This window comes from Kribbella sp. CA-247076 (assembly GCF_050942445.1).
GTDB lineage: Bacteria > Actinomycetota > Actinomycetes > Propionibacteriales > Kribbellaceae > Kribbella.
On sequence record NZ_CP192051.1, the window covers coordinates 499680 to 512360 of the forward strand.

At 71.2% G+C, this 12681-nt stretch carries 13 protein-coding genes; 8 read left to right on the forward strand and 5 right to left on the reverse strand.

From position 1 onward, the window contains the following. Positions 1-15 precede the first annotated feature (15 nt). From lon to ACQPYZ_RS02510, 4 genes are all read right to left on the reverse strand, one after another. Positions 16-2307: an endopeptidase La gene (gene lon, locus ACQPYZ_RS02495; protein WP_433169608.1), complete on the reverse strand. Its 2292-nt coding sequence runs from the start codon at positions 2305-2307 to the stop codon at positions 16-18. A 187-nt stretch (positions 2308-2494) separates the two neighbouring features. Continuing rightward, entirely contained in the window at positions 2495-4012 is a 1518-nt protein-coding gene (locus ACQPYZ_RS02500) for a S8 family peptidase (protein ID WP_433164785.1), read from the reverse strand. Positions 4013-4136: 124 nt separating this feature from the next. Beyond that, positions 4137-5261 (reverse strand): ArsA family ATPase, encoded by a 1125-nt coding sequence (locus ACQPYZ_RS02505; protein WP_433164787.1) that lies wholly within the window; start codon positions 5259-5261, stop codon positions 4137-4139. Continuing rightward, entirely contained in the window at positions 5258-6208 is a 951-nt protein-coding gene (locus ACQPYZ_RS02510) for an ArsA-related P-loop ATPase (RefSeq protein WP_433164788.1), read from the reverse strand. The genes ACQPYZ_RS02505 and ACQPYZ_RS02510 overlap by 4 nt, the downstream gene beginning before the upstream one ends. 82 nt (positions 6209-6290) lie before the next feature. On the opposite strand from ACQPYZ_RS02510, the gene ACQPYZ_RS02515 reads away from it, so the two are divergent. The 4 genes from ACQPYZ_RS02515 to ACQPYZ_RS02530 are packed head-to-tail and all read left to right on the forward strand — an operon-like array spanning position 6291 to position 8506. Then, positions 6291-6452, forward strand: coding sequence for a DUF4177 domain-containing protein (locus ACQPYZ_RS02515; protein WP_433164790.1), 162 nt, complete (start codon positions 6291-6293; stop codon positions 6450-6452). Then, positions 6449-6910 (forward strand): RidA family protein, encoded by a 462-nt coding sequence (locus ACQPYZ_RS02520; RefSeq protein WP_433164792.1) that lies wholly within the window; start codon positions 6449-6451, stop codon positions 6908-6910. Before ACQPYZ_RS02515 ends, ACQPYZ_RS02520 begins: the two co-directional genes overlap by 4 nt. 7 nt (positions 6911-6917) lie before the next feature. Next, positions 6918-7745: an NUDIX hydrolase gene (locus ACQPYZ_RS02525; protein ID WP_433164793.1), complete on the forward strand. Its 828-nt coding sequence runs from the start codon at positions 6918-6920 to the stop codon at positions 7743-7745. After that, positions 7742-8506, forward strand: coding sequence for an MBL fold metallo-hydrolase (locus ACQPYZ_RS02530; protein WP_433164795.1), 765 nt, complete (start codon positions 7742-7744; stop codon positions 8504-8506). Before ACQPYZ_RS02525 ends, ACQPYZ_RS02530 begins: the two co-directional genes overlap by 4 nt. On the opposite strand, the gene ACQPYZ_RS02535 is transcribed toward ACQPYZ_RS02530, so the two are convergent. Beyond that, a complete protein-coding gene (locus ACQPYZ_RS02535) occupies positions 8503-9180 on the reverse strand; it encodes a Crp/Fnr family transcriptional regulator (protein WP_433164796.1) in 678 nt (225 codons plus the stop codon). The two genes, ACQPYZ_RS02530 and ACQPYZ_RS02535, sit on opposite strands and share 4 nt — an antisense overlap. Positions 9181-9312: 132 nt before the next feature. Here ACQPYZ_RS02535 and nth point away from each other — a divergent pair, with 132 nt between their 5' ends. Genes nth through ACQPYZ_RS02555 form a run of 4 tightly spaced genes read left to right on the forward strand, consistent with a single transcriptional unit; the run spans position 9313 to position 12651 of the window. Continuing rightward, positions 9313-10113 (forward strand): endonuclease III, encoded by an 801-nt coding sequence (gene nth, locus ACQPYZ_RS02540; RefSeq protein WP_433164798.1) that lies wholly within the window; start codon positions 9313-9315, stop codon positions 10111-10113. Then, the gene (locus ACQPYZ_RS02545; protein ID WP_433164800.1) at positions 10110-10715 is read left to right on the forward strand and encodes a TlpA family protein disulfide reductase; all 606 of its coding nucleotides are present in this window, start codon (positions 10110-10112) and stop codon (positions 10713-10715) included. Before nth ends, ACQPYZ_RS02545 begins: the two co-directional genes overlap by 4 nt. After that, on the forward strand, positions 10712-11482 hold the full coding sequence (locus ACQPYZ_RS02550) for an NUDIX hydrolase (RefSeq protein ID WP_433164802.1): 771 nt from the start codon (positions 10712-10714) through the stop codon (positions 11480-11482). The genes ACQPYZ_RS02545 and ACQPYZ_RS02550 overlap by 4 nt, the downstream gene beginning before the upstream one ends. After that, positions 11479-12651: a MarP family serine protease gene (locus tag ACQPYZ_RS02555; RefSeq protein ID WP_433164804.1), complete on the forward strand. Its 1173-nt coding sequence runs from the start codon at positions 11479-11481 to the stop codon at positions 12649-12651. The genes ACQPYZ_RS02550 and ACQPYZ_RS02555 overlap by 4 nt, the downstream gene beginning before the upstream one ends. Positions 12652-12681: the final 30 nt, after the last annotated feature.

A 12681-nucleotide genomic window follows, 5' to 3' on the forward strand; every position in this document is an offset into this window, starting at 1 on the left:
GTCGCCAGTACGTCGTCAGGCGGCGTACTGGTGGGCGTCGACCTGCGCCGGCTCCAGGGCCAGGTCGAGGACCTCGCGGACGTCGCTGACCGGGTGCACCGTCAGCTCGGCCAGCACGGACTCCGGCACGTCCTCCAGGTCCGGCTCGTTCCGCTTCGGGATGAGGATCGTGGTCAGCCCGGCCCGGTGGGCGGCGAGCAGCTTCTGCTTCACGCCACCGATCGGGAGGACCCGGCCGGTCAGCGAGACCTCACCGGTCATCGCGACCTCCGAGCGGACCGGCCGTCCGGACAGCAGCGACGCCAGCGCGGTCGTCATGGTGACACCCGCCGACGGCCCGTCCTTCGGGACCGCTCCGGCCGGGACGTGGATGTGGGCGTTCCGCTCGGCCAGGTCGCCGACCGGCAGCCCCAGCTCCGCGCCGTGCGAGCGCAGGTACGACAGGGCGATCTGCGCCGACTCCTTCATCACGTCACCGAGCTGGCCGGTCAGCGTGACTCCGGTCGGGCCGGTCTCCTTGTCGGCCAGCGACGCCTCGACGAAGAGCACGTCACCGCCCGCGCCGGTCACCGCCAACCCGGTCGCCACACCGGGCAGCGCCGTACGCTCGGCCGACTCCGGGGTGAACTTCGGCGAACCCAGGTAGGGCTTCAGGTCACCGGAGCCGATCGTCAGCCGGCCGAGGTCCTCGCCGAGCGCGAGCTTCGCGGTCACCTTCCGCAGCACGCGGGAGATCGAACGCTCCAGCTGCCGTACGCCGGCCTCCCGGGTGTACTCGCCCGCGAGCACCCGCAGCGCGGAGTCCTCGATGGTCACCTCGTCCGCCGTCAGGCCCGCCCGCTCCAGCTGACGCGGGAGCAGGTGGTCACGGGCGATCGTGACCTTCTCGTCCTCGGTGTACCCGTCCAGCTGCACCAGCTCCATCCGGTCCAGCAGCGGCGCCGGGATGGAGTCCAGCACGTTCGCCGTGGCCAGGAAGACCACGTCGGACAGGTCCAGCTCGACCTCCAGGTAGTGGTCCCGGAAGGTGTGGTTCTGCGCCGGGTCGAGGACCTCCAGGAGTGCGGCCGTCGGGTCGCCCCGGTAGTCCGCACCGACCTTGTCGATCTCGTCCAGCAGGACGACCGGGTTCATCGACCCGGCCTCGGTGATCGCCCGGACGATCCGGCCCGGCAGCGCACCGACGTACGTCCGCCGGTGACCGCGGATCTCGGCCTCGTCCCGGACGCCGCCGAGCGCGACCCGGACGAACTTCCGGCCCATCGCACGGGCCACGGACTCGCCCAGCGAGGTCTTACCCACCCCAGGCGGGCCGACCAGCGCGAGTACGGCGCCACTGCGGCGGCCGCCGACGACTCCGAGACCACGGTCCGCGCGGCGGCGCCGTACGGCCAGGTACTCGGTGATGCGCTGCTTGACGTCGTCCAGGCCGGCGTGGTCCGCGTCCAGCACGGCCCGGGCCTCCCGGATGTCGTAGCTGTCCTCGGTCCGCTCGTTCCACGGCAGCTCGAGGACGGTGTCCAGCCAGGTCCGGATCCAGCCGACCTCGGGGGACTGCTCCGCGGTCCGCTCGAGCTTGTCGACCTCGGCCAGCGCGGCCGTCCGCACGTGCTCCGGCAGGTCGGCCGCCTCGACGCGGGCCCGGTAGTCCTCCTCCTCGGACTCGGCCTTGCCGTCCAGCTCGGCCAGCTCCTTGCGGATCGCGGCCATCTGCTGGCGCAGCAGGAACTCGCGCTGCTGCTTCTCCATGCCCTCCTGGACGTCCTTCTGGATCGTCTCGGAGACCTCGAGCTCGGCCAGGTGGTCGCGGACCCAGCCGATCAGCTTCTCCAGCCGCTCGGACACGTTCGCGTTCTCGACCAGCCAGGACTTCTGCTCGTTGGTCAGGTACGACGCGTAGCCGGCCAGGTCGGACAGCTCGGACGGGTCGTTCACCTGCTTCACGGAGTCGATGACCTGCCACGCGCCGCGTCGCTGCAGCACCGAGGTCACCAGGGTCTTGTACTCGCGGGCCAGCTCGGACGACCGGGCGTCGGTGATCTCGTGCATCACCGTCGCACCGACCCAGAGCGCGGCACCCGGACCGGTGGTCCCGGCGCCGATCCGGACCCGCTGGGCCCCACGGATCACGGCCGCCTGGGCACCGCCCGGCAGCCGGCCGATCTGCTCGATCTCACCGAGCACTCCGGCCTTGGCATATTTCCCGTCCAGCCGCGGTACCAGCAGCACCTGGTCCTGACCCGAGGCCTGCGCGGCGTCGATCGCCGCCCGCGCCTCGCTGTCGGCCAGTCGGACCGGCACGACCATTCCCGGCAGGACGACCGCGTCGTCCAGCGGCAGAACAGGAAGATTCAACGTATCGGTCACGCTGTCACACCCTTTTCAAGATTGAGTCTGACAGGCTCAACCGCAGGTGCGACCAGCGCATTCCCGCCGTTCGCTGTGGGTGAACCGGGCCTGGCGGCCGGACGGGACCGCCAGACCCGGTGCGTGGTCAGCTGACCACGCGAAGGGCGTTCACCAGCCCGGCACCGTAGAAGCCGGCACCGGTCGCTCCGCCCTCGCAGACGGCCCGGTACGTGCCCTGGCCGTCCGGATCGTGCACGCCGCCGGGTGGGCAGGGCAGCATCTCCGCCTTGCGGGCGGCGGCGACGAACAGTTGCTGCCCGGACACTGTCGGATACCTGCTCTTCACCAGAGCGAGTACGCCGGCGACGTGCGGGGTGGACATCGACGTTCCCTGCAGGTAGCCGTACCCGTCGAGCACGGTCGACAGCACCCGGCCGTCCCCGTCCGGAGTCGGCGGCAGCTGGAACAGCCGATCACCGCCGGGCGCGGTGATGTCGGCCACGCCGGCTCCGTGGTTCGAGTTGTAGTAGCGGTCCTTGAACGCGCCCACCGAGCTGACGCCGTTCACGCCGGACGCCTCGGCCGGGAAGATCTTGCAGGAGCTGTCGGTGATCCGGACGACCGGCGTGCCGTTGGTCGGACTGAGCGTGTCGACGACGTCGTGCGCGAGATCCCAGTTCGAGTTTCCCAGCGAGGCCAGCGGAACGACCGACTTGCCGGTCGCGTAGTTGATCGCGCGCTGCAGAACGGCGGAGACGGCCTTCTGGTCCGGGTCGGTCGCGCACCATCGGTACCACGGGTCGACCGAGAACGAGGCGGTGGCGACGTCCACACCGTGGTCGGCGGCCCAGAGGTACCCGCAGACCGCGAACTCCGGGTAGATGTACCCGTCGGCGTCGCCGACCTTGATCGAGGCGACCCGGACGTTCGGGGCGACGCCCGCGACGCCCACGCCGTTCTTGGCGGCCGCGACGATGCCGGCCACATGGGTGCCGTGGCCGTGGTCGTCGGTCCAGGCCGCCTCGGACGTGTCCGGTACGCCCTCGTTCGCGCAGCCCACCGACGCCGACCGGTCGATGTTCGCCGCGAGGTCCGGGTGGGACGCCTGGATCCCGCTGTCCAGGACGCCGACGAGCACGTCCCTGCTGCCCTGATTCACCTCGTTGGCCTGGTCGGCCTGGATCAGCTTCATGTTCCACTGGTTGGCGGCCAACGGTTCGGCCGCGGCCGCCGGGCCGCGGTTGAGCGGGAGCTGCGCCGGAATCCGCTGGAACTGGCCGCCGCCGCGCCGGGAGGCCGGCGCGGAGTCCAGGTCGTTGAGCGCACGAGTCGCGCCGGCGCCGGCGACGCCGGGCGCCTGCCGCACCTTGACGGCGAAGTCCGCCTGGGGGGAGCGCGCGAACACCACACCGATCTGCGGCCACCGTTGACCGATGGTGCCGCCGTTCGCTGTGATGGCGGTCTCGGCCGCGGCCAGCGGTGCACCCGGCGGCACGAGGACGGCGAAATGCGCCCCGCCCGCGGTCACGGCCGTGGACGCGACCGTGGCGTCCGGTGCGGATGGGCGTACGGCGATCGCGGTCGACGTACCGACGCAGCTGACCGCGGTCAGCACCGCCGCGGCGACCAGAAGCCGCGGACGGGTCGAACGATAGGAAGACATGCTTGAGTAGACCTCCACAGGTTGCCTGACGGATGCCGCGCGCGAGCCGGGCCAGCGTAGGAACGGGCCAGGGCCACCGGGGTCGCCTTGCAGGGAGGATGCAGAGGCTTGACAGCACCGCGGATCACGCGGTTGCGAGCAGCTCCCCGATCTCGCGGAGACCGGTGAGGTCGTGGACGTCGTCGGGCAGGGCCGGCACCTCGACGGTCGGGATGGAGCGGTGACCGCGGCGGAACCTGTCGGCCCGTTTGTGGTCGCCGACGACCTGCTGCATCTTGTCGGCGTGCAACCGCAGTACGGCGGCCGTCAAGGGCGACTTGTCGCCCTCCTCCAACCGCTCGGCCGCGGCGAGTGACCGCTCGGCCGACAGGTCCGGCGCGTGGGTGGTGGTCACCCGGTTCAGAACGACGCCGGCCAGCGGCATGCTCTCCTCACGCAGACGCTCGGCGAAGTACGACGCCTCCCGCAGCGCGTCGTTCTGCGGCGCCGCCACCACGAGGAAGGACGTGTGCGGCTCACGCAGCAGCGCCACCGTTTGCTCGGCCCGCTGCCGGAAACCGCCGAACAACGTGTCGAAGGCGGCGACGAACGTCTGTACGTCGGTCAGCACCTGCGCGCCGAGCACCTTGTTCATCACCGACATCGCCATGTTCACGCCCGCCGACATCAGCTTGAACGGACCTCGGGCCGGTGCGAGCAGCAACCGGAGGAACCGGCCCTCCAGCAGCGACGCGAGCCGTTCGGGTGCGTCCAGGAAGTCCAGCGCCGACCGCGACGGCGGGGTGTCCACGACGATCAGGTCCCAGTCGCCCGACCGCTCGGCCTGCTTGTGCAGTTGGCCGAGCTTCTCCATCGCCATGTACTCCTGAGTCCCCGCGAACGACGACGACAGCGCCTGGTAGAACGGGTTCGCCAGGATCTGCTCGGCCTTCTCCGGGGTCGCGTGCGCGAGTACGACCTCGTCGAAGGTCCGCTTCATGTCCAGCATCATCGCGTCCAGCCGGCCGCCGTTCGCGGCGTTCACCTCGGCCACGGCCCGCGGGGTGTTGTCCAGCTCGGTCAGCCCGAGCGACTGCGCCAGCCGCCGCGCCGGGTCGATCGTGAGGACGACGACCTTCCGCCCGCGCTCGGCGGCCCGCAGCCCCAGCGCCGCCGCCGTGGTCGTCTTCCCGACCCCACCCGCGCCACAGGTCACGATGATGCGCGTGCCCGGATCGTCGATCAGGGCGTCCAGCTCCAGCTCGCTCACGCGCGCAACTCCTCGGCCAGGTCGAACAGGGCTCCTTGGTCGATCCCCTCGGGCAGCAGCGGCAACTCGGTCACCTTCTTGCCCAGGGCATCGATCCGGTCGCGGTTCTCGCGTTCCAGGCCGACCCGGACGGCGTGGTCGCGGGCTTCCGCCACCAGGGTCGCGACCAGCTCCTTGCGGACCGCGATCCCGGCCGACCGCAACCCCTTGCCGATCTCCGTGGCCGGCAGCTTCTCCTTCACCGCCAGGGCGAGCGCGTCGTCGTCGAGCGGGCTGTTGCGGACCATGTTCACCACGATCGACCCGATCCGCAGGTCGAGCGCCTCCAGCTGCCCGACCGCGTCGAGCGTCTCCTGGACCGGCATCTCCTCGAGCAGCGTGACCAGGTGGATCCGGGTGACGTCCGACCGCAGCATGCCCATGATCGCGTCCGCCTGGTTGCGGATCGGCCCGACCTTGGCCAGGTCGGCGACTTCGTGGTTCACGTTCAGGAACGGCGCGATCCGCCCGGTCGGCGGGGCGTCGAGCACGACCGCGTCGTACGCGAGCCTGCCGTGCGACTTCCGCCGGGTCGCCTCGTAGACCTTGCCGGTCAGCAGTACGTCGCGCAGCCCCGGCGCGATCGTGGTGACGAAGTCGATCGCGCCGACCTTGTCGAGCGCCTTCCCGGCCCGGCCGAGGTGGTAGTACATGTCGAGGTACTCCAGCAGGGCCGCCTCGGCGTCCACGGCCAGCGCGAACACGTCACCGCCACCGGGACCCTGGGCGATCCGGCGTTCGACGTACGGCAGCGGCGGTACGTCGAACAGTTGCGCGAGCCCCTGCCGTCCCTCGACCTCGACGAGCAGGACGCGTTTACCCTGCTCGGCCAACGAGAGCGCCATGGCAGCCGCAACGGTCGTCTTCCCGGTGCCCCCCTTCCCGGTGACCACATGCAGCCTCGCCATACCGTCCAGCGTAGGACGTGGCCCACAGCACACCGACCGGGGACGGTCCCCGGCTCCACGGGCGCCCGTTAGAGTCCACCTCATGAAGAAGTTCGAGTACTTCACCGCGCCGCTGCTGGTCCACTCGACCAAGGAGATCCTGGACACCTTCGGCCAGGACGGCTGGGAGCTGGTCCAGGTCGTCCCGGGGATGAACCCGGAGAACCTGGTCGCCTACTTCAAGCGGGAGATCGAGGAGAAATGAGCCACCCGGAGGAGAAGCTGGCCGAGCTCGGCCTGAAGCTGCCCGAGGTGGCCAAGCCGGTCGCCGCGTACGTGCCCGCGCTGCGCACCGGGAGCCTGGTCTACACCTCCGGCCAGCTGCCGCTGCGTGACGGCACCCTGATCGCCACCGGCAAGGTCGGCGACGGTGTCACCGCCGAGGTCGCGACCGAGTGCGCCCAGCAGTGCGCGCTGAACGCGCTGGCCGCGGTCAAGGCCGAGCTCGGCGACCTGGCGAACGTCGCCCGGATCGTCAAGGCGGTCGTCTTCATCGCCTCCACACCGGACTTCACCGGTCATCCGCAGGTCGCGAACGGCGCGTCCGAGCTGTTCGGCCAGGTGTTCGGCGACGCCGGGCAGCACGCCCGCAGCGCGGTCGGCGTCCCGGTCCTGCCGCTGGACGCACCGGTCGAGCTCGAGCTGATCGTCGAGGTCGGCTGACGAGCTCGTGCGGGACCTGAAGTCCGAGCTGCTGGCCGGTCGCATGGCGTCGGCCGCGCTCGAGTTCGCCCGGGAGGGCCGGACCGCGGCCGAGCCGCGGCCGGCCTCGACGGTCATCCTGCTGCGCGACACCGCCGCCGGGCCGGAGGTCTACCTCCTCCGGCGGCAGCGGACGATGGCGTTCGCGGCCGGGATGACGGTCTTCCCGGGCGGCCGGGTCGACGCGACCGACGCGACCGTCGCCGACTCGTGGTCCGGACCGCCGCCGCCGTGGTTCGCGGACCGGCTCGGGTGCGACGAGCAGACGGCCTCGGCGTACGTCGCCGCCGCGGTGCGGGAGACGTTCGAGGAATCAGGTGTGCTCCTGGCGGGGCCGTCGGCGGCGTCCGTGGTCGGCGACACGACAGGCGACGACTGGGAGGCCGACCGGGTCGCGCTGGAGGAGCGGTCGCTCGGGTTCGCCGACTTCCTGCACCGGCGTGGGCTGGTCCTCCGGGCCGACCTGCTGGGCCCGTGGGCGCACTGGATCACGCCGGAGTTCGAGCCCCGGCGGTACGACACCCGCTTCTTCGTGGCCGCCCTCCCGGCCGGCCAGGTCACCCGCGACGTTACGAGTGAGTCCGACCAGGTGGCCTGGATGCGTCCGGCCGACGCGGTCGCCGCCGTCGACGCGGGCGAGTTGCTCATGCTGCCCCCGACGTACGTGTGCTGCCGCGACCTCTCGCCGTACGACGACGTGGCCGCCGTCCTCACCGCCGCCGGGGACCGGGAGATCCGGCCGATCCTGCCGACGGTCCGGGTCGACGGCGACCAGGCCTACTTGGAGACCGAATGAACACCGAGTACGCGACGCTGGTCCGGGCCGACAACCCCGGGCCGATGACGCTGGACGGGACGAACACCTGGATTCTGCGGGCGCCCGGCTCCGAATCATGTGTGGTCGTCGACCCTGGTCCGCTGCTGGAGGACCACCTGCGGTCCGTCCTCGACGCGGCCGGCGACGTCGCCGTCGTACTGCTCACGCACAAGCACCCGGACCACTCCGAGGGTGCCGCCTGGTTCGCCAACCAGGCCGGGTGCGGCGTACGGGCCGTGGATCCGGCGTTCCGCCTCCCGACCGACCACGCCCACGGCCTCGCCGAAGGCGACGTGATCACCGCCGGCGACCTCCGGATCGAGGTCCTGCCGACCCCCGGCCACACGCTGGACTCGGTCTGCTTCTGGCTTCCCCAGGACGGTTCACTCCTGACCGGCGACACCGTCCTCGGCCGCGGCACCTCCGTCGTGGCGCACCCCGACGGCGCCCTCGGCCCGTACCTCGAGTCCCTCGACCGCCTGCTCGCCTTCGCCAACTCCGCCGCCGGCGTCGACCGCCTCCTCCCCGGCCACGGCCCGATCGTCGAGGACCCCACCGACGTCCTCACCTACTACGTCGACCACCGCCGCGAACGCCTCGACCAGGTCCGCGCCGCCGTCGCCGCCGGCCACACCACCCCCGAAGCCGTCGTAGCCCACGTCTACACCGACGTACCCCCCACCCTCCGCCCCGCCGCCGAACGCTCCGCCCGCGCCCAACTGGACTATTTGGAGGGTTAGCGGGCTCGGCGTTGGAGGCGGTCTATGTCGAGGAGTACTACGGAGCGGGGCTCGAGGCGGACCCAGCCTCGGGAGGCGAAGTCGGCGAGGGCTTTGTTGACGGTTTCGCGGGAGGCGCCGACGAGTTGGGCGAGCTCCTCCTGGGTGAGGTCGTGGTGGACGTGGACGCCGTCGTCGGCGGTCCGGCCGAAGCGGCTGGCCAGGTCGAGCAGGGCCTTGGCGACGCGGCCCGGGACGTCGGAGAAGACCAGGTCGGCGACCACGTCGGAGACCTTGCGGAGGCGGGAGGCGAGCTGGAGCAGCAGGCCGCGGGCCACCTCGGGGCGGCCGTCGAGCCAGCGGAGCAGCTCGTCGTGGGTCAGCGACATCATCGAGGCGTCGGTGACCGCGGTGACCGTGGACTGGCGTGGCCCGGGGTCGAACAGCGAGAGTTCGCCGAACATCTGGCCGGGACCGAGGACGGCGAGCAGGTTCTCCCGGCCGTCGGCGGAGGTGCGGCCCAGCTTGACCTTGCCCTCGACCACGACGAACAGCCGGTCACCGGAGTCGCCCTCGTGGAAGAGGACCTGGCCGCGACGCAGCCGGTTCTCGGTCATCGAGGCAGCCAGGGCGTCGGCCGCCTCGTCGTCGAGCTGACTGAACAGCGGTGCCTGTCGGAGCACTGCGGCGTCCACTTGGGCCTCCTAGGACCTTCGACCACGACTTACGGGCGGGGTAGGGCCTCGCCCGGCACCGGGCCGTTACCACCCGGTTGCCCCAAAACCGTAGCCCCTCCGGTGTCGGCACCGCCACGTAGGCTTGCCTCCATGCCATCCCAGCGTGTCGCGGCACCAGTTCCCGGGCCGTTCTCCGGCCCGATTCCACCGCCGGTCCTGGACCCGCCACTCAAGCTGCCCCGCAAGGCTCCGGTGTACGCCGACGAGACCCCGGCGCAGCTGGTCCGCCGGGCCCGGAAGATGCACCGGGTGCTCACCGAGACGTATCCGGACGCTCACTGCGAGCTGGACTTCACCAACCCGCTCGAGTTGCTGGTGGCCACCATCCTGTCGGCCCAGACCACCGACGTGATGGTGAACAAGGTGACCCCGACGCTGTTCGCGAAGTACCCGACGGCCCAGGCGTACGCCGAGGCCGACCGCGAGGAGCTGGAGGCGATCCTCAAGCCGACCGGCTTCTTCCGGGCCAAGACGAACAGCGTGATGAAGCTCGGCCAGGCCCTCGTCGACGAGTACGACGGCGTCGTCCCGGGCAGGCTGGAGGAGCTGGTCAAGCTCCCCGGGACCGGTCGCAAGACGGCGAACGTGGTGCTCGGCAACGCGTTCGGGGTTCCCGGCATCACCGTCGACACCCACTTCGGCCGTCTGGTCCGCCGGTTCGGCTGGACCACCGAGGAGGACCCGGTCAAGGTCGAGCACCTGATCGGCGCGCTCTTCCCGAAGAAGGACTGGACGATGCTGTCGCACCGGCTGATCTTCCACGGCCGGCGCCGCTGCCACGCCAAGAAGCCGGCCTGCGGCGCCTGCCCGATCGCCCAGTGGTGCCCGTCGTACGGCGCCGGCCCGACCGATCCCGTGGTCGCCGCGAAGCTGGTGAAGGTCCCCGCGTGAGCCACCGGCCCGGATCCCGTACGGCGTGGGGCCTGATCGCCGGCCTGGTCGCCCTGGCCGGCGTGGCGGCGTGCGGATCCGAGCAGGCCGACGGCTCCCAGCCGCAGGCCACCAGCAGTAGCAGTGCGGTCGCGGGGGCGGAGAAGCTGGCGGCCTGCCCGTCGACGCCTTCGAAGCCGCCGGTGAGCAAGGGACTCCCGGACATGAGCCTGCCGTGTCTCGGCAACGGTCCGGACATCCGGCTCGCGGACCTCCGCGGTCCGCTGGTCGTGAACGTGTGGGCGCAGTGGTGCGGTCCGTGCCGCGACGAAGCGCCGTACCTCGCTGAGCTGGCGAGGAGCGGGAAGGTGCGGATGCTCGGGATCGACTACGCCGATCCGCGGCCTGAGCTCGCGGTGAAGTTCGCGATCGACGAAGGGCTGGCCTACCCGCACCTGGCCGACCCGGACAAGGCGATCCAGCAGGCGTTGCGGGTCGGCGGTCCGCCGTTGACGGCGTTCGTCGACGAGGACGGCGCGCTGGTGCACGTGCACCGCGGCGTCCTCACCTCCCAACAGCAGTTGGACCAACTGGTCCGGGACAAGCTGGGAGTCACCCGATGACTTTCGAGGGCGTGGAGATTCCCGGGTGGCTCGACCCGCTGGCGAAGGCGTCCGAAGAGGTCGATCCGAACCAGCTGTCCAGGTTCCTGCCGCCGGACGACCCGTCCGTGCGCAAGTCCGCCGTACTCATCCTGCTTGCTGACGGCAACGACGGGCCGGAGGTGCTGTTGACCGAGCGGGCCTGGACGTTGCGCCGGCATGCCGGGCAGATGGCGTTCCCGGGTGGTGGTGTCGACCCCGAGGACGGTGTCGGCGAGGCCGGTCTGGTCCGGACGGCGCTGCGGGAGGCCGAGGAGGAGACCGGCGTCGACCCGGCCGGGATCGTGCCGTTCGCGGTCTGGCCGGCGCTGTGGGTGCCGGTGAGCAACTTCGGCGTGTCACCGGTGCTGGCCTGGTGGCGTGAGCCGTCGCCGGTCGCGGTGGTCGACCCGGCCGAGGTCGCGTCGGTGCACACGGTGGCGATCAGCGCCCTGGCCGACCCGGCGAACCGGATCAGCTGCCTGCACCCGTCCGGGTTCACCGGGCCGGCGTTCACCATCGGCAAGCTCTACATCTGGGGGTTCACCGCGGGGCTGCTGGACAAATTGCTGGTCCTCGGTGGCTGGTCGCGCGACTGGGACCCCTCCGTCGTCGTACCGTTGCCCGACCGGCTGGTCGAGGCGGCCTGGCGGAGTGAGGGACGTCGGTCCGAGGACGTGCGGCGGATGACCGCCATCGAGCACGACCTCGGTGGGTCGGATGGCATCCAGTCGGAAGGTGTGGAGTGAGCAAGCTCGACTACGCGCTGCTGATCATCACCGGGCTGGTGGCGATCTCGGGGTACATCGAGGGGTTCGTGCTGGGCGCCTGCGCCACCCTCGGCCTGCTCGGCGGCGCCGCGGTCGGGGTCTGGGCCGTGCCGCGGGTGCTGGACAACTTCTCCCCGAGCGTCTCGGTGTCGTTCGCCGCGCTCGTGCTGGTGGTGATCCTGGCCTCGATCGGCCGCACGATAGGCGCCGTCCTCGGCTCCAGACTGAGGAACAAGATCTCGTGGACGCCGGTCAAGGCCGTCGACGCGCTCGGCGGTGCCGCGCTGGCCGCGGTGTCGGTGCTGATCGTGTCCTGGGTGCTCGGGGTCGCGGTGAGCGGTGCCCGCATCCCGAGCGTCACGTCCGCCGTCCGCGGCTCCCAGGTGCTGGCGAAGGTCGACCAGGCGCTGCCGGGTGGCGCCGACCGGGCGCTGCAGGCGTTCAACGACGTGGTCAACACCGACCTGTTCCCGCGGTTCCTCGACCCGTTCGTACCGGAACGCATCCGGGAGACGCAGCCGCCGGACGGCCAGATCGCCCGGCAGCCGGCCGTCCGGTTGGCATACAGCCGGATCGCGAAGATCACCGGCGTCGCCAACTGCTCGCGCGGGCTGGAGGGCAGCGGGTTCGTCTACGCGCCACAGCGGGTGATGACGAACGCGCACGTGGTCGCGGGTGTCAGCTCGCCGCAGGTGGAGGTCGACGGGCAGTCGTACGAGGCGACTGTGGTGGTCTTCAACCCCGAGGTCGACATCGCGGTGCTGTACGTGCCCCGGCTGCGGTCCCAGCCGCTGAGTTTCGACTTCACCGGGAAGGCGGACGACCCGTCCGTCGTCCTCGGCTACCCGGAGAACGGCCCGTTCGACTCCGAGCCGGCCCGGATCCGGTCCGAGGAACGGCTCCGCGGCCCGGACATCTACGGCGACCGGACGGTGACCCGGCAGGCCTTCTCCATCTGGGCCTCGGTCCGCCCCGGCAACTCCGGCGGCCCGCTGCTGTCGAACAAGGGCACCGTGTACGGCGTCGTGTTCGCCGCCTCCGTCGAGGACAACCGCACCGGGTACGTGCTGACCGCCGAGCAGGTCTCGGACGACGCGCGCGACGGAGCCACGGCGACCCAGGAAGTCTCGACCCAAACCTGCACCTGATGCAGCAGATCACGGTGGCCGGCGCGTTGT

Excerpts from the sequence above, each read along its gene's own strand:
- lon (WP_433169608.1), bottom strand. The coding sequence starts at position 2,307 with ATGGTCGTGCCGGTCCGACTGGCCGACAGCGAGGCGCGGGCGGCGATC.
- ACQPYZ_RS02500 (WP_433164785.1), bottom strand. The coding sequence starts at position 4,012 with ATGTCTTCCTATCGTTCGACCCGTCCGCGGCTTCTGGTCGCCGCGGCG.
- ACQPYZ_RS02510 (WP_433164788.1), bottom strand. The coding sequence starts at position 6,208 with ATGGCGAGGCTGCATGTGGTCACCGGGAAGGGGGGCACCGGGAAGACG.
- ACQPYZ_RS02515 (WP_433164790.1), top strand. The coding sequence starts at position 6,291 with ATGAAGAAGTTCGAGTACTTCACCGCGCCGCTGCTGGTCCACTCGACC.
- ACQPYZ_RS02520 (WP_433164792.1), top strand. The coding sequence starts at position 6,449 with ATGAGCCACCCGGAGGAGAAGCTGGCCGAGCTCGGCCTGAAGCTGCCC.
- ACQPYZ_RS02530 (WP_433164795.1), top strand. The coding sequence starts at position 7,742 with ATGAACACCGAGTACGCGACGCTGGTCCGGGCCGACAACCCCGGGCCG.
- nth (WP_433164798.1), top strand. The coding sequence starts at position 9,313 with ATGCCATCCCAGCGTGTCGCGGCACCAGTTCCCGGGCCGTTCTCCGGC.
- ACQPYZ_RS02550 (WP_433164802.1), top strand. The coding sequence starts at position 10,712 with ATGACTTTCGAGGGCGTGGAGATTCCCGGGTGGCTCGACCCGCTGGCG.